At 35.2% G+C, this 16,611-nt stretch carries 20 protein-coding genes; 16 read left to right on the top strand and 4 right to left on the bottom strand.

Annotation, left to right across the window (positions count from 1 at the left end; genetic code table 11):
- Positions 1 to 4: 4 nt before the first annotated feature.
- The 3 genes from Q0838_RS00650 to Q0838_RS00640 form a co-directional block, all read right to left on the bottom strand.
- Positions 5 to 706, bottom strand: a complete 702-nt coding sequence (locus Q0838_RS00650; protein WP_298950164.1) for a GLPGLI family protein — start codon at positions 704 to 706, stop codon at positions 5 to 7.
- A gap of 73 nt (positions 707 to 779) precedes the next feature.
- Entirely contained in the window at positions 780 to 1,022 is a 243-nt protein-coding gene (locus tag Q0838_RS00645; protein WP_298950163.1) for a hypothetical protein, read from the bottom strand.
- A 127-nt stretch (positions 1,023 to 1,149) separates the two neighbouring features.
- Complete coding sequence (locus tag Q0838_RS00640) at positions 1,150 to 2,130, bottom strand: pyruvate dehydrogenase complex E1 component subunit beta (RefSeq protein WP_298950161.1); 981 nt, start codon at positions 2,128 to 2,130, stop codon at positions 1,150 to 1,152.
- A 293-nt stretch (positions 2,131 to 2,423) separates the two neighbouring features.
- Between Q0838_RS00640 and Q0838_RS00635 the strand changes: the two genes are divergently transcribed.
- The 11 genes from Q0838_RS00635 to Q0838_RS00585 all read left to right on the top strand — a co-directional run bounded on the left by Q0838_RS00635 (position 2,424) and on the right by Q0838_RS00585 (position 11,834).
- Positions 2,424 to 3,170 carry an electron transfer flavoprotein subunit beta/FixA family protein gene (locus Q0838_RS00635; RefSeq protein WP_298950160.1) on the top strand — a complete coding sequence of 249 codons (747 nt, stop codon included), beginning with the start codon at positions 2,424 to 2,426 and terminating at the stop codon, positions 3,168 to 3,170.
- 138 nt (positions 3,171 to 3,308) lie between these two features.
- Complete coding sequence (locus Q0838_RS00630; protein WP_298950158.1) at positions 3,309 to 4,277, top strand: electron transfer flavoprotein subunit alpha/FixB family protein; 969 nt, start codon at positions 3,309 to 3,311, stop codon at positions 4,275 to 4,277.
- 104 nt (positions 4,278 to 4,381) lie between these two features.
- A complete protein-coding gene (locus Q0838_RS00625; protein WP_298950156.1) occupies positions 4,382 to 4,993 on the top strand; it encodes a bifunctional nuclease family protein in 612 nt (203 codons plus the stop codon).
- A 13-nt stretch (positions 4,994 to 5,006) separates the two neighbouring features.
- The gene (locus tag Q0838_RS00620) at positions 5,007 to 6,746 is read left to right on the top strand and encodes a nucleoside transporter C-terminal domain-containing protein (protein WP_298950154.1); all 1,740 of its coding nucleotides are present in this window, start codon (positions 5,007 to 5,009) and stop codon (positions 6,744 to 6,746) included.
- Between the two features lie 81 nt (positions 6,747 to 6,827).
- The gene (locus tag Q0838_RS00615; RefSeq protein ID WP_298950152.1) at positions 6,828 to 7,229 is read left to right on the top strand and encodes a thymidylate synthase; all 402 of its coding nucleotides are present in this window, start codon (positions 6,828 to 6,830) and stop codon (positions 7,227 to 7,229) included.
- Positions 7,230 to 7,336: 107 nt separating this feature from the next.
- Positions 7,337 to 8,161 (top strand): thymidylate synthase, encoded by an 825-nt coding sequence (locus Q0838_RS00610; RefSeq protein WP_298950149.1) that lies wholly within the window; start codon positions 7,337 to 7,339, stop codon positions 8,159 to 8,161.
- Between the two features lie 9 nt (positions 8,162 to 8,170).
- Positions 8,171 to 8,830 carry a hypothetical protein gene (locus tag Q0838_RS00605; protein WP_298950146.1) on the top strand — a complete coding sequence of 220 codons (660 nt, stop codon included), beginning with the start codon at positions 8,171 to 8,173 and terminating at the stop codon, positions 8,828 to 8,830.
- A 176-nt stretch (positions 8,831 to 9,006) separates the two neighbouring features.
- Entirely contained in the window at positions 9,007 to 9,300 is a 294-nt protein-coding gene (locus Q0838_RS00600; protein ID WP_298950144.1) for a hypothetical protein, read from the top strand.
- A 125-nt stretch (positions 9,301 to 9,425) separates the two neighbouring features.
- A complete protein-coding gene (gene egtB / locus Q0838_RS00595; protein ID WP_298950141.1) occupies positions 9,426 to 10,592 on the top strand; it encodes an ergothioneine biosynthesis protein EgtB in 1,167 nt (388 codons plus the stop codon).
- Positions 10,589 to 11,551: an L-histidine N(alpha)-methyltransferase gene (locus tag Q0838_RS00590; RefSeq protein WP_298950137.1), complete on the top strand. Its 963-nt coding sequence runs from the start codon at positions 10,589 to 10,591 to the stop codon at positions 11,549 to 11,551. The genes egtB and Q0838_RS00590 overlap by 4 nt, the downstream gene beginning before the upstream one ends.
- Before the next feature lies 1 nt (position 11,552).
- A complete protein-coding gene (locus Q0838_RS00585) occupies positions 11,553 to 11,834 on the top strand; it encodes a DUF427 domain-containing protein (RefSeq protein WP_298950135.1) in 282 nt (93 codons plus the stop codon).
- Between the two features lie 77 nt (positions 11,835 to 11,911).
- On the opposite strand, the gene Q0838_RS00580 is transcribed toward Q0838_RS00585, so the two are convergent.
- Entirely contained in the window at positions 11,912 to 12,424 is a 513-nt protein-coding gene (locus Q0838_RS00580) for a hypothetical protein (protein ID WP_298950133.1), read from the bottom strand.
- A gap of 303 nt (positions 12,425 to 12,727) precedes the next feature.
- Here Q0838_RS00580 and rplM point away from each other — a divergent pair, with 303 nt between their 5' ends.
- The 5 genes from rplM to Q0838_RS00555 all read left to right on the top strand — a co-directional run bounded on the left by rplM (position 12,728) and on the right by Q0838_RS00555 (position 16,609).
- Positions 12,728 to 13,183 carry a 50S ribosomal protein L13 gene (rplM, locus tag Q0838_RS00575; RefSeq protein ID WP_104513857.1) on the top strand — a complete coding sequence of 152 codons (456 nt, stop codon included), beginning with the start codon at positions 12,728 to 12,730 and terminating at the stop codon, positions 13,181 to 13,183.
- Between the two features lies 1 nt (position 13,184).
- The gene (gene rpsI / locus Q0838_RS00570) at positions 13,185 to 13,571 is read left to right on the top strand and encodes a 30S ribosomal protein S9 (RefSeq protein WP_298950122.1); all 387 of its coding nucleotides are present in this window, start codon (positions 13,185 to 13,187) and stop codon (positions 13,569 to 13,571) included.
- 184 nt (positions 13,572 to 13,755) lie between these two features.
- Complete coding sequence (rpsB, locus tag Q0838_RS00565; RefSeq protein ID WP_298950120.1) at positions 13,756 to 14,556, top strand: 30S ribosomal protein S2; 801 nt, start codon at positions 13,756 to 13,758, stop codon at positions 14,554 to 14,556.
- A gap of 38 nt (positions 14,557 to 14,594) precedes the next feature.
- Positions 14,595 to 15,560, top strand: coding sequence for a translation elongation factor Ts (tsf, locus tag Q0838_RS00560; RefSeq protein ID WP_298950118.1), 966 nt, complete (start codon positions 14,595 to 14,597; stop codon positions 15,558 to 15,560).
- 143 nt (positions 15,561 to 15,703) lie between these two features.
- Positions 15,704 to 16,609 carry a hypothetical protein gene (locus Q0838_RS00555; RefSeq protein WP_298950117.1) on the top strand — a complete coding sequence of 302 codons (906 nt, stop codon included), beginning with the start codon at positions 15,704 to 15,706 and terminating at the stop codon, positions 16,607 to 16,609.
- Positions 16,610 to 16,611: the final 2 nt, after the last annotated feature.

Below are 16,611 nucleotides of genomic sequence, written 5' to 3'. Positions count from 1 at the left end.
AGGATTAATTTTGTTTTTCAAATTCAATTGCCAAACTATCCAACTGTTTTTCTGTAATTATTTTCAATTTCTTTAACTCAGGCATCTTTTTATCTGATTTAGAATTAGAAAAAGATAATTTTTCAACTCCATATATCGCATAATTAGTTTCTAGTTCCATAATTAAACCAGGTAATTTACCAAATCCTATAGGCCCAAAGCTATAGGGTATTTGTGGAGTGTACCATGCCGTTATAAATTTATTAAATACTTTCTTGTCTGGAGTAATAACATCATAACTATATATTGCTTTGAAACAAGTGTACGAATCTATTGTTTTAACTTCTTGAGTGAGAACCCATTCTGGATAAAAACCCTTAATGAGAAACTGACCAAACTCTTCCTCTAACTCTTCTTCGATAAAATGAGTTTTAAATTGCTGAAAACGACCTGTATAACCTACTCTATTCATAACGGTAGATGCAGCATCAATGTCACTATAAAGCTTATTTCTTACTTGAAAAACACTAGTGTTCTCATTGATAAATAAATCAAATTGTAACTCCTTATGAATAGTTTCATAACTGTCAAACATATCAGAGTACAACCTATCTAATTTACTTTGTTTATCTATTTTATGAATAACCTTATATGTTACATGCAAGTCAACATCGTGTGAATTGAAATTTAAAAAAAGAATTATTAAAACAGAAACAATAGATTTCATAAACAGGTGCAAAAGTTAAATATCCACAAAACATTTTTTTTTGTGGATATAATAAATTAGTAAAATTAAATTGTTATTGTGATATCACAGCTGTTTTATTACAGTTTCTTCTAGCACCACGTCTAGCACGTCTAGCGTCTCTGTTTGTTGCCCCTTCACTAATAGCAAGATCATAAGCTAGTTGACCTACTTTGTCGCAACCGTCACTAACCTCTACGAGTAAATTTACTTTTTCATTTGACTCGACCTCAACAGTAGTTGCTGCATTTACTGAAAAGCCAAGAACGAATGTTCCTAAAATTAAAAACTTTTTCATTTTAATAAAATTTATTGATTAACATGGCGTAAAGTAAAGTAAAGTAAAGTAAAGTAAAAATACAAGCTTTAAATCAAAAAACCCACCTCTAACGAGATGGGCTTCAATTATAATTGGTCTTAGAAAATTACTTTCTATACATCACTTTTTTAACACCTTCTATTACATCAGTATAATCTGGTAACCACTCTGCCAGTAAACCTGGAGAGTACGGTGCTGGTGTATCTTGTGTATTTATTTTATAAACTGGAGCGTCTAGGTAATCAAATGCCTCAGCCTGTACCATGTGAGAAATCTCTGTAGAGACGTTACCAAATGGCCACGCTTCTTCAAGAATAACTAGACGATTTGTTTTCTTTACAGATTTTAAAATCGCCTCTTTATCATAAGGACGCACAGTTCTTAGGTCGATAATCTCACAAGAGATACCTTCTTTCTCTAACTCGTCTGCAGCTTTATAAGCTTCTTTGATAATTTTACCAAAAGAAACGATAGTCACATCATTACCTTCTCTTTTTAACTCTGCAACACCTATAGGTAAAACATACTCACCTTCTGGCACCTCACCTTTATCACCATACATTTGCTCCGACTCCATAAAAATTACTGGATCGTCATCACGTATAGCTGCCTTAAGAAGACCTTTTGCATCATAAGGGTTAGATGGCACGATTACTTTAAGACCTGGAGTGTTTGCAAACCAGTTTTCAAAAGCTTGTGAGTGAGTAGCTGCTAGCTGTCCTGCACTTGCAGTAGGACCTCTAAAAACGATAGGGCATTTAAACTGCCCACCAGACATCTGGCGTATTTTTGCCGCATTGTTAATTATCTGATCGATACCTACCAGAGAAAAGTTAAACGTCATATACTCCACGATAGGTCTATTACCAGTCATGGTAGAACCTATGGCTATACCAGCAAAACCTAACTCGGCAATAGGTGTATCAATCACACGCTTTGCACCAAACTCGTCCAGCATACCTTTAGAAGCTTTATAAGCTCCATTATATTCTGCAACTTCTTCACCCATAAGGTAAATAGACTCATCGCGTCTCATTTCTTCACTCATCGCCTCGCAAATTGCCTCGCGGAATTGTATTGTCTTCATATATTAAGATATGATGTTATTCAGTTTTTCAAGAAAACAAAAATAACTTACATGAACTTAGTATACTAGATTTTTAGGCTAAAAAAAATACCTTTTACCTACTATTATCATACAAAACATTCATGAAACCTTGAAACAACAGAATAAACAAGTGTTATACTCTAGATTGAAAAACTTTGAAATGCAATACGTGAGAAAATATTAAACAAAAATTTATTATGCACGCATAGTTTATTCCTCGTTTTTTTCTTAAATTCGCAAACGATTGAAAAAGACTTTAAAGACTATAAAATATGAAGATATTAGTATGTATTAGCCACGTGCCAGATACCACTTCAAAAATCAATTTTACAGATAACAATACCCAATTTGACACTAACGGTGTACAATTTGTCATCAACCCAAATGATGAATTTGGTCTTACACGTGCTATGTGGTTTAAAGAAAAACAAGGTGCTAGTGTAGATGTAGTTACTGTAGGTGGTGCAGAGGTTGAACCGACTTTAAGAAAAGCACTAGCAATAGGTGCAGACACAGCAATAAGAGTAGACACACCAGCAACTGACGGTTACCAGGTTTCAAAACAATTAACTGCAGTTATTAAAGACGGTGGTTATGATCTAGTTATCGCAGGTCGTGAATCTATCGATTATAACGGTGGTATGGTGCCAGGTATGGTAGCTGCTATGACCGGAGCTAGTTTTGTAAACACATGCATCTCCCTAGATGTAGACGGGACTAACGCAACCGCTGTACGTGAAATAGATGGTGGTAAAGAAACGGTTACCGCTAGCCTACCACTAGTAATAGGTGGACAAAAAGGTCTTGTAGAAGAAAGTGACCTAAGGATTCCTAATATGCGTGGAATTATGATGGCTCGTAAAAAACCTCTTAAAGTCGTACCAGCAACAGATGCTAGTACAGAGACTAACAGCGTTTCTTTTGAAAAGCCAGAACCTAAAGGTCAGGTTACTCTTGTAGATGCTGGAGATCTTGATAAATTAATCGACTTACTTCACAACGAGGCAAAAGCGATTTAATCTTTAAAGGTTAAAAGTTCAAGGTACTAAATCTTGTAAGTTAAAATTATTAAGAGTTTCGCTTTCGCGAAAGCGAGACCCACAACAAATCAGGTAATCGTCCTTATTACAAGGATGCTTATTTAAAAATAAAAATATATGTCAGTACTCGTATATACAGAATCAGAAAACGGTGGTTTTAAAAAAACCGCTTATGAAGTAGCTAGTTATGCAAAAGGTGTTGCAGATATGATGGGAACAACTGTTACCGCTATATCTTTTAATGCAAATGACGCTGGTGAGCTAGGTACATATGGTGTAAATAAATTACACAACGTAGCAAATTCAAAATTAGAAAAATTTAATGCCGCTGCCTATGCTAGCGCGATTGCACAAGCTGCAAAAGCTGAAGGAGCAACCGTAGTAGTTATAAGTTCTAGTGCAGACTCTAAATACTTGGGATCCTTAGTAAGTGTACAACTAGAAGCCGGTTATGTATCTAACGTTACAGCACTACCTAGTTCTACAGAGCCGTTTACAGTTAAAAGAACTGTTTTTACTAACAAAGCTTTTTCTAACACTGCCATTACTACAAATGTAAAACTGGTAGGACTTTCTAAAAATGCTTACGGTCTTAAAGAAAATGCAACAGATTGTGCTGTACAAGAATTTACACCGTCTTTAAACGATGCAGATTTTAATGTAACTGTACAATCTGTAGATAAAGCTACCGACAAAGTAACTATCGCAGATGCTGAAATAGTAGTAAGCGCAGGTCGTGGATTAAAAGGTCCAGAAAACTGGGGTATGGTAGAAGAACTAGCAGACGTTCTAGGCGCTGCAACAGCATGTTCTAAACCAGTAAGTGATCTAGGATGGCGACCACACAGTGAACACGTAGGGCAAACTGGTAAGCCAGTTGCATCTAACTTATATATCGCTATCGGTATATCTGGAGCGATACAACACCTTGCAGGAATTAACTCTTCAAAGGTTAAAGTTGTTATTAATACAGACCCAGAAGCACCTTTCTTTAAAGCTGCAGACTATGGTGTTGTGGGTGATGCTTTTGAGGTAGTACCTGCTCTAATTGAAAAATTAAAAGCTTTTAAAGCTGCAAATGCTTAAAATTCTTAATAATTAGTTAAGAATTTATTAGATTTAAGGCTGTGCAATAGGAGAAAAACCTCATTTTTGCACAGCTTTTTTTTTATTTATAGCAATCAAAAACAATGAGTCTAAAACGACTTAACATACGAGGCATCTCTTATAGCCAAACGCAGAATGGTGCATACGCCCTTGTGCTCAAAGAAGTAGACGGATCAAGACAACTACCTATTGTAATAGGAGCTTTTGAAGCTCAAAGTATAGCTATTGCACTAGAGAAAGAATTGAGCCCACCGCGACCTCTTACCCACGATTTGTTTAAAACATTTGCCCAGCGATTTTCTATCGTGGTAAAACAAGTGATTATTCATAAACTAGTCGACGGTGTATTTTACAGCAGTCTTATTTGTGAAAGAGACAAAATTGAAGAAATTATAGACGCTCGCACAAGTGACGCCATAGCACTAGCCGTAAGATTTAAGGCGCCTGTTTTTACCTATGAAAACATTCTTGAAGAAGCAGGTATACAACAGCATATAGAACCAGACAAAAAACTGGAAGCCGAAGAACTAGATGGTGAAGAAATAATAGAAGAGTTAATCAACGCGGCAGCGCAGGAAATGGACGACTACAGCAAATTCTCCATACCAGAACTTAACAAAATGCTCAACGAGGCAGTTTCTAACGAAGACTATGAACTGGCAGCACAAATTAGAGACGAAATATCTAAACGATAATCATTACCATTCTATGAAATCCTTTATAGCCAGAATTTTTACTGCTTTAGCATTACTTTGCTTTTCATTTATAGGAAATGCACAAGAGAACACACCATTAGAAGGCACATGGATATTTGATGATGCAACAATAGTGGATCACTCACGAGCAAACGCTCACATACTAGACAGTATAAGTTTTTCAAAACAAAATTATAAGTTTTACACAGGAATAGATAGCCTTAATGTTAACGGCAGGTTTATAATCCAAAATGATTTTATCGCCTTATACCCTAACCCTAGCTCGAGCAACTCACAGTTCGAGCAATTTGATTTAAAAAAGATAAATAACGACAGTTTATCAATTAAAAATAAAGAGGTCACTTATCATTTTTTAATTAAAAAAGAAGAAACAACTGCAACCCCAACTCCAGCCTCAAATAATCTTCAAATATCAAACGACCTAGGTTTTAGCTTTAAAAGTTTCTACCGTGGTATAATAGGTATGTTTTTTATACTTGGTTTTTGCTATCTATTAAGTAATAACAAAAAGAAAATAGACTGGAGACTAGTAATAGTAGGTATTACATTACAGGTAGTTTTTGCTATATCGGTACTTAAATTTGAAAGTGTAGCCTACATCTTTGACGGTATATCTACTGGAGTAGTAAAATTTCTAGCTGTTAGTGAAGCCGGTGCAGAGTTTGTATTCGGTAAATTCATTGACCCTAGTGAGAACTGGGGCTATGTATTTGCATTTAAGGTACTTCCTACTATTGTGTTTTTCTCTGCCTTTACATCTTTACTTTATTACCTAGGCATACTACAGAAAGTGGTTTATGTACTCGCGTGGGTAATGAGTAAAACTATGAGGTTAAGCGGTGCAGAATCCCTTGCAGCGGCAGCAAACATATTTATAGGACAGACAGAAGCACCTCTAGTGGTAAAACCATATTTAGAAAAAATGACGAAGTCAGAAATGCTATGCCTTATGGTAGGTGGTATGGCAACTATAGCAGGTGGAGTACTAGCTGCATTTATAGGCTTTTTAGGTGGAGAAAGTGAAGCTCAACAAATATTATTTACTAAACATTTACTTACCGCCTCTATAATGAGCGCTCCTGCAGCTATTGTAATCGCAAAAATGCTTTACCCAGAAGATCAAAATAATAAAATAGACCGCTCTCTTAAAGTATCAAAAGATAAAATAGGGACTAACATATTAGACGCTATTTCTAGAGGTACGACAGACGGTTTAAAACTAGCGGTAAACGTAGGCGCTATGCTATTAGTATTTACAGCATTAATAGCAGTAGTAAACTTTGGACTTAAAGATCTTATAGGAGAGTATTCTGGACTTAATTCTATTATCGTGTCTTCTAGCGATGGCAGGTATGATGGCCTTTCTATGCAATACATATTAGGTAACCTGTTTGCACCTATTGCATGGGTGATAGGTGTACATTCTGAAGATATAGTTCTAGTAGGACAGTTGCTAGGTGAAAAAACTATTCTTAATGAATTCATAGCCTATGGATCTCTAAAAGAATTAAAAGAAGCAGGCAAAATACTCCACCCTAAATCTATCATTATCGCAACCTACGCCCTTTGTGGTTTTGCAAACTTTGCCTCTATCGGTATTCAAATAGGTGGCATAGGAGTTCTAGCACCTGGCCAGCGTAAAACCCTAGCAGCCTTTGGTGTAAAAGCTTTGATAGGAGGTACATGTGCAGCATTACTTACAGCCACTATAGCAGGAATGCTTTTTGGATAAAATCGATTCCTTTTTCATAAACCCAATTTTATGTTAAAGAAATGTTGTAGATTTGATACAAATTATAACACTTAATAAGAATTGGACTTTAAAGACTACAATAACGTTTTCACTTATAGCTTTGGTAAGATCTATTGCTATAACAACTATGTAGTTAGTCACCTACATACCGATGTAGTCGTAAACAATGAGATAGCAACTAGCATTCTTCGTGACCTTAAAGAGTTTTACGGCAAGGATAAAATCGTTTTTATTTCAAATCGTGAGTTCGGACATGGAGTAGACCCTAAAGTATACAAACTAGTTAATCCCAAAATGATAGTAGGCATTGCTATTATAGGCACTTCAAAAGAACAGAAAATGCAAGCTGCAAGTGAACAGTCCCTATACAACGGTTCTTTTGGTTACTTTAACAATGTAGCCAGTGCTATAGAATGGGCAAGTTCTTTTGCTCCAGAAAACACAGACTCTATATCAAGTTAATAATTGTGTAAACTTAGTTGTTTTACTATTATCTCAACTAAAATTTTAAGTTATTTGTATATTGTATTCGCTTTCGCGAAAGCGAAACTATCATTTACCAGATTCTTATGAAACAATACTTAGACCTCTTACAAGACATAATTGATAAAGGAACTGATAAAGGTGATCGCACCGGTACAGGTACTCGCAGCATTTTCGGTCATCAAATGCGTTTTGATCTACAAGAAGGATTCCCTCTAGTAACTACTAAAAAAGTACATCTTAAGTCCATTATCCATGAACTATTATGGCTATTATCAGGTGATACTAACATTCAATATTTAAAGGATCATAATGTCAGAATATGGAATGAATGGGCAGACGAAAATGGAGATCTAGGACCTGTTTATGGTCACCAATGGCGCAACTGGGACAGTCAGGGAATAGACCAAATCAAAGAGGTCATAAATACATTAAAGACTAATCCTAACAGCCGCAGGATGATGGTAACCGCGTGGAATCCTAGCGTAATGCCAGATACCAGCAAGAGCTTTTCTGAAAACGTAGCTAATGGAAAGGCCGCATTACCACCATGTCATGCATTTTTTCAATTCTATGTTTCTGATAACAAATTAAGTTGTCAGTTATATCAGCGCAGTGCAGACGTATTTCTGGGTGTGCCTTTTAATATAGCGAGCTATGCACTGCTAACTATGATGGTAGCACAGGTATGCGATCTAGAATATGGAGATTTCATACACAGTTTTGGTGACGTTCACATTTACAACAACTTAAGAGAACAGGTAGATTTACAATTAACTAGAGAGCCAAAAGATTTACCAAGAATGAAGTTAAATCCAGATGTGAAGGACATTTTTGACTTTACATATGAGGATTTTACTCTAGAAAACTACGATCCACATCCTGGTATAAAAGGAATAGTAGCTGTTTAAATTACACTTATGAGGTTACCTACTTTATTTTTATTCATAATATTTTGCAACGTTTTAAATGCAAATGAAGATCCCTATAAAAATTACCGCACTATAGATACCACACAGTATAAGACCACTGGCACGCTATATCTATACGACCTTACTATAAAAGAATCTCATAACGCAGGGAAAGTAATTTTAGAATGGAAAAACCAAAAGAACATCACCTATCACATGATAGAGATGCGCGATCCAGATACTAATGAAGTTATTTACAGACAGAAGCATTATACCAACATCGCAGAGTTTCCTAAAAATGGATTATTCACTATATACCCATTACATTATAAACAGCAGGGAGAACCCATATCCATAAATCTAACAGATGCCAAAGCTAGAAATTACAAACCTATAAGTCCTAACAGTTACTATCGCGCAGTTAAGAAAGAAGAACAAGCAAAACAACGCGATAAAAAACGAATAGAGCAAGAATATCTTAATGAACAGCTGCGTATACAGGCTGCAGACGAGCGGGCAAACCGTATCACACCCAAAGCAATAATTCTAATTATGATAGTACTATTTATAGCTACATTACTAGTTTTAACAATTTGGCTCGTAAGTTATATCAGGAAAGATAGAACATCCCAAATAAATTACCGCAAGAATAATCAAGGCTGGAACTAATACACCTCCTAGCCTAATACACTATAAAATCATCTTCTTAAAGCAATAAAAAGCTAGAGAACATGAGATCTAAAATTGATCTTTATGTTTTAATTTTGTGATATCTTATTTTTTAATTAGCAACAAGCAATGGGAAAAAACGCCCATTTTTCACAAATCCTTTTAAAAAATAAATCATGCATAATTTACAACCTCAAGTCTACCGTACACAAAAAGAGCTTTTGTATTTAGTAAAATTTAACTCTACAGATGTCTTAAAAGATACAAATGAACAAAAATTAAGATTTCATCAACTATATCGAGGCATGCAATTAGGAAATCTTTACAAAAACAAAGTTTTAATAACCTTTAAAGATTCATTAAACAACCTTTTAATGATTAACACCACTATATGGGGACTAACTCAAAAATCGATTATTCTTAAAAGAGGAGTAACTATTCCCATAAGCAGCATCCTTAAAGTTGAATAATAAACTGATATTTGTCTAACATATATGAACGCTTTCGCGAAAGCGAATTCTCAAAAAACACAACAATTTCATAAAAATCTACGAGAACAATAAACTTAAAGAAAAAACATCATAACTTTGAGAAGATGATTCCTAAAAACAAACTTCTTTATCTTTTCAAAGAAACGAGATCTGATTCTGAACACATATGTAAACCGTTACAAACGGAAGATTATGTCGTGCAACCTGTAGTAGACGTATCTCCACCTAAATGGCATCTAGGTCATACTACATGGTTTTTTGAAGAATTTTTATTAAGTCCCTATTTACCTAATTACAGAAAGCATCACGATAGCTATTCTTATGTATTTAACAGCTATTATGAAAGTGTAGGTAAAAGAGTCATACGCACCGATCGCGGTAACCTTTCTAGACCTAGTGTCAAAGAAGTTTATGAGTACAGAGACCACGTTACATCTCATATAATAGACTTGATTGAAAACCATTTCAATGAAGAATTTGCTCCTATTTTAGAAATAGGAATACATCATGAAAAGCAGCATCAAGAACTGCTACTTACAGACATTAAATACATCTTAGGTAATAATCCATTACAACCTAAATATAAAGATTTCTCAAACGAGGAATTGATTGAAGAGGGAAATAAAAAATTCATTCATATCAAAGAAGGAATTTACTCTATAGGACATGACTCTGAAGAGTTTTGTTATGATAATGAATTACCTAGACATCGAGTGTTTTTGGAACCATTTGCTATTTGTAATACATTAGTAACTAATAGAGAGTGGATAGAATTTATTAATAACGGTGGTTATTCTAATGTAATGCTATGGCATACAGAAGGATGGGATTGGGTAAAAAAAAACGCAATAACATCACCCATGTACTGGCACAATGTTAATGGAAAATGGTACAGCTATTTATTAAAGGGAAATACAGCTATAAACCCTGATGCAGCCGTAACACATATTTCTTATTTTGAAGCATTTGCCTTTGCTCAATGGAAAAACATGAGGCTTCCCACAGAATTTGAATGGGAAGTCGCACAATCGCACTTTAATCACGGTAAGCGATGGGAATGGACAGAAAGCGCCTACCTACCTTATCCTAATTATAAAAAACCAGAAGGAGCTCTAGGTGAGTACAATGGTAAATTTATGGTTAATCAAAAGGTATTGCGTGGTGGCTCTATTGCTACCCCAGAAAACCATGCTAGACCTACATATAGAAACTTTTTTCACGCGCCACTTAGATGGCAATTTACAAGCTTGCGACTTGCCAAATCATTATGACAAAAAAAGAATCATTCCAACTGGAATTTGAACAACACGTAAACGAAGGACTAAAAGCTTTTCCTAAGTTTTTGAGCTCTAAGTATATTTATGACGATCGCGGTGATGAGCTGTTTCAGCAAATCATGGCTTTACCAGAATATTATTTGACTAATGCAGAGTATAATATCGTAGATCAATATAAAGCAGATTTGAGAAGGCTTTTTGAAAACGATAAAGGATTTGACCTTATTGAACTAGGTGCCGGTGATGGTAAAAAGACTAAAGTTCTTCTAAAGGAGCTACATGAAAATAATACCAACTTTACTTACATCCCTATAGATATAAGTCAACATGCCATAGATGATCTAGCAAATAGCATAAAGGAAAACTGGCCTGATATGGATGTGCAAGGTGAGCAAGGTACTTACTTTAACGTCCTTAAAGAATTAGCAAAATACAATCAAAGACCTAAAGTAATTATAGTTTTAGGATCTAATATAGGTAACCTATCGCATGACGAGGCTATCAATTTCTTAAAACAAATTCAAGAAATTATGTCTGATGAGGACGTATTATTTATGGGCTTTGATCAAAAAAAGAATCCGCTTACCATTCAAAACGCCTATGCTGACACAACTGGTGTGACCCAAGAATTTAATCGCAATTTATTATACCGATTAAACAAAGAAATGCAGGCAGATTTTAAGGTAGATCAGTTCGAACACTGGGAAGCTTATGATCCAGAAACAGGAACAGCAAAGAGCTACCTTCTAGCCACAGAAGCATGCGACGTTCATATTAAAAAGTTAGATCTCAAGGTGAGCTTTAATAAATGGGAAACCATTCATACTGAAATTTCTCAAAAATATGACGACCTCATAGTAGAATGGCTAGCAAATGAATCTGGATTAAAAATAACTCAGATATTTGAAGACAACAAAAAGTTGTTTAAAAATTATTTATTTAAAACAAACTAATATGAAAGCAATTTGGAACAATCAAATCATTGCAGAAAGCAATGAAACAAAAGTAATTGAGAATAACCATTACTTTCCTGCAAACAGTATAAAAAAAGAATTCTTTAAACCTAGCGACACACAATCTAACTGCCCATGGAAAGGCATTGCTAGTTATCACACCTTAGAAGTAAATGGCAGTGAGAACAAAGACGCCGCATGGTATTATCCTGAAACTAAACATGCAGCAAAAGAGATAGAAGGTTACGTAGCATTTTGGAAAGGTGTAACAGTGCAAGAGTAATTCACACATAAACCATCATTTAAAAGCCACAACTTCATCCTAAATGAAATTGTGGCTTTTTAAATGTATTGCCCTAATTAATTCTTAGTATAAACAGCCATTAAACTAGTAATACCAGCGGCAGGTGTAGAATTACGACCTCTTATATACTGATCCATTTCAGCGCCCGTAACTGTAAATTCAAAAGTATTAGTTGTAAAAATCACTTGTTTGCTGTCTGTAATAGTACCACCATCTTCGTTTGCTGTTACAGTAAGGACATTATTTTCGTCTAACAAGTAACTACCAGACTGTGAGCTTAGTGGACAACTCAAATTATTATTACTATCAAAAGTCGGCTCAGCAACAGTACTTACAAAGTCACCATTTATTAAAAATGATACGTCCATAGAAGAAAAACAAAAAGCCTCCAGCAACAGCTCTAAGTGAAAGATACCATCTCCATTTAAATCTACAGGAACATTAGAAATGAGAGAAGTGAGCATATAATCACCAGCTACAGTAGAGTGTAAAGAAGACCTACCATCATGATCGTTTTCACAACTACCTAACAACAAGGTGATTACACATAAAAAGAGAACGTTTTTCATTGTATAAAAATACACATAAATATAAAACAAAATTATCTAATCGCTATAAATCAAGTAGTTATTAAACCCTTTTACAAATCAAGTAAATGTCGGACATCTTTATTGAAACGAAAAAAAATGAAAAAGAATCGAATTAAAAACAACACATAACTAAAACAAAGTCATATTATTGCACAAAATATTCTTAGTTTAGAATTTTATAATAAAATTAAAAAAAGGCGCTTGGTAATCAGAATTAAAAGATTACATTTGCAGCCCGATTTTAGTTAGTAAAATCATACACAGAATTAAAACTATTTCAAGGTGAATACTTTAAGTTACAAAACGGTTTCAGCAAACAGCGCAACAGTAAACAAAGAATGGGTACTGATAGACGCTGCTGAACAGCCACTAGGTCGTATGTCTTCAATAGCTGCAAAGTTTTTGAGAGGAAAATACAAGACTAATTTTACTCCACACGTAGACTGTGGTGATAACGTAATCATAATAAACGCCGACAAGGTATCGCTAAGCGGTAACAAGTGGAGCGAGAAGACATATATTAGACACACTGGATATCCAGGTGGACAACGTAGTCTTACTGCAACTGAGCTTTTTGAAAAAGACCCAGCACGTGTGGTAGAACACGCAGTAAAAGGTATGTTACCTAAAAATAAATTAGGAAGCGCTATTTATCGCAACTTAAAAGTGTATTCAGGTTCTGAGCATGGACATGAAGCACAACAACCTAAAACCATTAATCTTAACGAGGTAAAGTAATATGGAAACATTACACAAAATTGGTAGAAGAAAAACTGCCGTTGCTCGTGTTTACCTTTCAGAAGGTAAAGGTGACGTAACAATCAACAGAAAAGAACTTTCTGATTATTTCACAACAGGAATGTTACAATACAAAGTAAAACAACCTTTTGCTTTAACTGAAACAACTGACACATACGACGTAAAAGCTACTGTAACTGGTGGCGGTATCACTGGACAGGCTGAAGCAATTCGTCTTGCAATTTCAAGAGCTCTTGTAGAGATAGATGAAGAAAATCGTCTAGCTTTGAAACCAGAAGGTCTTATGACACGTGATCCTAGAATGGTGGAGCGTAAGAAATTCGGTCAAAAGAAAGCGAGAAAGAAATTCCAATTCTCAAAGCGTTAATACATTATTATTACTCCCGTTTAATCTTAAAATTAAACGGGATTTGTTCTTTTTTTATTTATATTAATTTGCTGTCACGCCTGGTTGCCGCCAGAGCTCAGTTTAGCATCTAAATAATAAAGGCGATTAAGCTTTGCTTATGACCACTTTTTTATTGCTATCGACAGAACGTAAACTATTTATTATGGCAAATACTTCAGATGTCAAGTCCTTACTTGACGCAGGTGTCCATTTCGGTCACCTTACTCGTAAATGGGATCCTAACATGGCTCCTTACATCTATATGGAACGTAACGGGATCCATATTATCAATCTTTATAAAACTACTGCAAAGTTAAACGAAGCTACAGAAGCGCTACGTAAAATAGCTGCATCTGGTCGTAAGGTACTTTTTGTTGCTACTAAGAAGCAAGCAAAAGATATCGTTGCACAACATGCTGGTGACGCTAACATGCCATACATCACTGAAAGATGGCCTGGTGGAATGCTTACCAACTTTGTAACTATCCGTAAAGCTGTTAAGAAAATGGCTCTTGTAGACCGCATGAAGAAAGATGGTCGTTATGAAACTCTTTCTAAAAAAGAACGTCTTCAAGTAGATCGTATGCGTGCAAAGTTAGAAAAGAACTTAGGTTCTATTACTGACATGACTCGTATGCCAGCTGCACTTTTTGTTGTAGATACTGTACGTGAGCACATCGCAGTTAAAGAAGCTTTAAAATTAGGTATTCCTATTTTTGCAATGGTTGATACTAACGCAAATCCACGTGACATCGATTATGTAATTCCTTCTAACGATGATGCTTCAAAATCTATTGACATTATCATTAAAGAAGTTACTGGCGCAATCAAAGCTGGCCTTGAAGACCGCAAGTCTGAAAAAAACGCTGAAGATAAAGCTAAAGAAGCTGCAAAAGCAGAAAAGAAAGCTCCAAAAGCTGAAGAAGCTAAAGTTGCTGCTACTGCAAAGGACGAAGAAGAATAAACTTATAACACTAGTTAACTAGTATAAAACTTATCAAAATGGCTAAAATATCTGCTGCTGAAGTAGGAAAACTAAGAAAAACAACCGGAGCTGGAATGATGGACTGTAAAAAGGCCCTTGTTGAAGCTGAAGGTGATTTTGATCAAGCAATTGAGATCCTTAGAAAAAAAGGTCAAAAAGTAGCTGCAAAGCGTGCTGATCGCGATTCTTCTGAAGGAGTTGTTGTTGCAAATATCAATGAAGGTAACACTAGAGGTATTCTTTTATCTCTTAACTGTGAGACTGACTTTGTTGCAAAAAATGACACTTACGTAGAGTTAGCAAATAAGATTGCTGCTGTAGCTCATAACTGCAATTCAAAGGAAGAAGTTCTTGCTTCTAAATTTGATGACAGCATGACTGTAGAAGAAAAACTTATTGAGCAAACTGGTGTTATCGGTGAGAAAATTGAAATAGGTGGTTTTGAAGCTTTTGAAGCTCCTTTTGTAGGTGGTTATGTACATGGTAATAAAATCGGTGCTTTAACTGGTCTTTCTACTGGTAGTGATCACGCGGCAGAAGTTGCAAAATCTGTTTCTATGCAAGTTGCTTCTATGGGTGCTTCTACATTATCTTACAAAGATTTTGATGCAGAATATGTACAAGCAGAAACTGCTTCTCGTATCGCTGCTATCGAAAAAGATAATATCGAGCGTGGACGTTTAGGTAAAAACCTTTTAAACATTCCATTATTTATCTCTAGATCTCAGTTAACTGACGAAGCTCTTGCAAATGCAAAAGCTACTTATGAAGCTGAACTTAAAGCTGAAGGAAAACCAGAAGCTATTTGGGATAGAATCATACCTGGAAAATTAGAGCGTTTTGTAGCTGACAATACTTCTCTTGATAAAGAGCAAGCATTATTAGACCAAGACTTCATCATGGACGATAAACAAACTGTTGCTAAGTTTGTGGAATCTAAAGGTGCTGATGTTGTAGGTTTCAAAAGAGTATCTATCGCTTAATTAAGCTTTATTACTATAATAATTAATCCGATTTGGTTTTAAACTGAATCGGATTTTTTTTTAAATTCCGCTTTCGCGAAAGCGAAACAGTTAAAATACTTTTATTAATCGTTGCTTCAATTAACTTTTACGAACTTTATAGAATGAAACAACTGCTCCTGCTTATTTTAATAACAATATCAATTCACTCTTGCAAAACAACACAACAAGAGTCAAAGCAACACGATAAGCATCAAAGAATAACTACTAACCATATAACAGACCTCACCCCAATAATCACAGAAACATCTGGCCTAGAATATTATAAAAAGCAGATCATTACTCATAACGATAGCGGTGACTCGCCCACGTTATACTTTCTAGACACACTAGGAAATCTTCTCTATCACAAAACGTATAAAAACATGACAGCAATTGATTGGGAAGACGTGACCAAAGATAAAGAGTTTCTCTACATAGCAGACATAGGTAATAATTATGGTGACCGTAAAGACCTCAGTATTTTAAAAATTGCATTAACTGATTTACAAAATGAAGACGCCACAGTAACACGATTAAACATCAATTACCCTAATCAAAAATCATTTGAGAGAGGCGAGCAAAATCATCCTTATGACGCAGAGTCCATAGTAGCGATAGAAGAAAATATTTATCTGTTCTCCAAAGACTGGAAGGATCAAACGACCATTATCTATAAATTAGATAAAACTAAACAGCGTCAAATAGCACAAAAAATAACATCCTACCATATTAAAGGTCTAGTAACTGGAGCCACATACGATGGGACTAATACCGTAACCGTATGCGGCTATAATAACAACTTAACGCCTTTTATCTATAAAATAAATTATAGTAACGGTGAATTTGAATTCTTAAAAAAAGAAGAGCTTTTAATAGAAGGAGGCGCGCAAGTAGAAGGGATTATCTCCATCCATAATGATAGAAACAAAGAAACGTACTATCTATCTTCTGAAGCAGCTAACATAAAACTAGGAGAAGATGAAGCGCTTACCTCTAGTCAACTGTACAAGGTAATGCGGTTTAAATAATA

The sequence above is a fragment of the uncultured Nonlabens sp. genome, from assembly GCF_947495285.1.
GTDB lineage: Bacteria > Bacteroidota > Bacteroidia > Flavobacteriales > Flavobacteriaceae > Nonlabens.
This window is presented reverse-complemented; position numbering and strand designations above follow the sequence as displayed.

Coding starts and splice junctions, on each gene's coding strand:
- Q0838_RS00650 (WP_298950164.1), bottom strand. CDS start 706: ATGAAATCTATTGTTTCTGTTTTAATAATTCTTTTTTTAAATTTCAAT.
- Q0838_RS00645 (WP_298950163.1), bottom strand. CDS start 1,022: ATGAAAAAGTTTTTAATTTTAGGAACATTCGTTCTTGGCTTTTCAGTA.
- Q0838_RS00640 (WP_298950161.1), bottom strand. CDS start 2,130: ATGAAGACAATACAATTCCGCGAGGCAATTTGCGAGGCGATGAGTGAA.
- Q0838_RS00635 (WP_298950160.1), top strand. CDS start 2,424: ATGAAGATATTAGTATGTATTAGCCACGTGCCAGATACCACTTCAAAA.
- Q0838_RS00630 (WP_298950158.1), top strand. CDS start 3,309: ATGTCAGTACTCGTATATACAGAATCAGAAAACGGTGGTTTTAAAAAA.
- Q0838_RS00625 (WP_298950156.1), top strand. CDS start 4,382: ATGAGTCTAAAACGACTTAACATACGAGGCATCTCTTATAGCCAAACG.
- Q0838_RS00620 (WP_298950154.1), top strand. CDS start 5,007: ATGAAATCCTTTATAGCCAGAATTTTTACTGCTTTAGCATTACTTTGC.
- Q0838_RS00610 (WP_298950149.1), top strand. CDS start 7,337: ATGAAACAATACTTAGACCTCTTACAAGACATAATTGATAAAGGAACT.
- Q0838_RS00605 (WP_298950146.1), top strand. CDS start 8,171: ATGAGGTTACCTACTTTATTTTTATTCATAATATTTTGCAACGTTTTA.
- Q0838_RS00600 (WP_298950144.1), top strand. CDS start 9,007: ATGCATAATTTACAACCTCAAGTCTACCGTACACAAAAAGAGCTTTTG.
- egtB (WP_298950141.1), top strand. CDS start 9,426: ATGATTCCTAAAAACAAACTTCTTTATCTTTTCAAAGAAACGAGATCT.
- Q0838_RS00590 (WP_298950137.1), top strand. CDS start 10,589: ATGACAAAAAAAGAATCATTCCAACTGGAATTTGAACAACACGTAAAC.
- Q0838_RS00585 (WP_298950135.1), top strand. CDS start 11,553: ATGAAAGCAATTTGGAACAATCAAATCATTGCAGAAAGCAATGAAACA.
- Q0838_RS00580 (WP_298950133.1), bottom strand. CDS start 12,424: ATGAAAAACGTTCTCTTTTTATGTGTAATCACCTTGTTGTTAGGTAGT.
- rpsI (WP_298950122.1), top strand. CDS start 13,185: ATGGAAACATTACACAAAATTGGTAGAAGAAAAACTGCCGTTGCTCGT.
- rpsB (WP_298950120.1), top strand. CDS start 13,756: ATGGCAAATACTTCAGATGTCAAGTCCTTACTTGACGCAGGTGTCCAT.
- tsf (WP_298950118.1), top strand. CDS start 14,595: ATGGCTAAAATATCTGCTGCTGAAGTAGGAAAACTAAGAAAAACAACC.
- Q0838_RS00555 (WP_298950117.1), top strand. CDS start 15,704: ATGAAACAACTGCTCCTGCTTATTTTAATAACAATATCAATTCACTCT.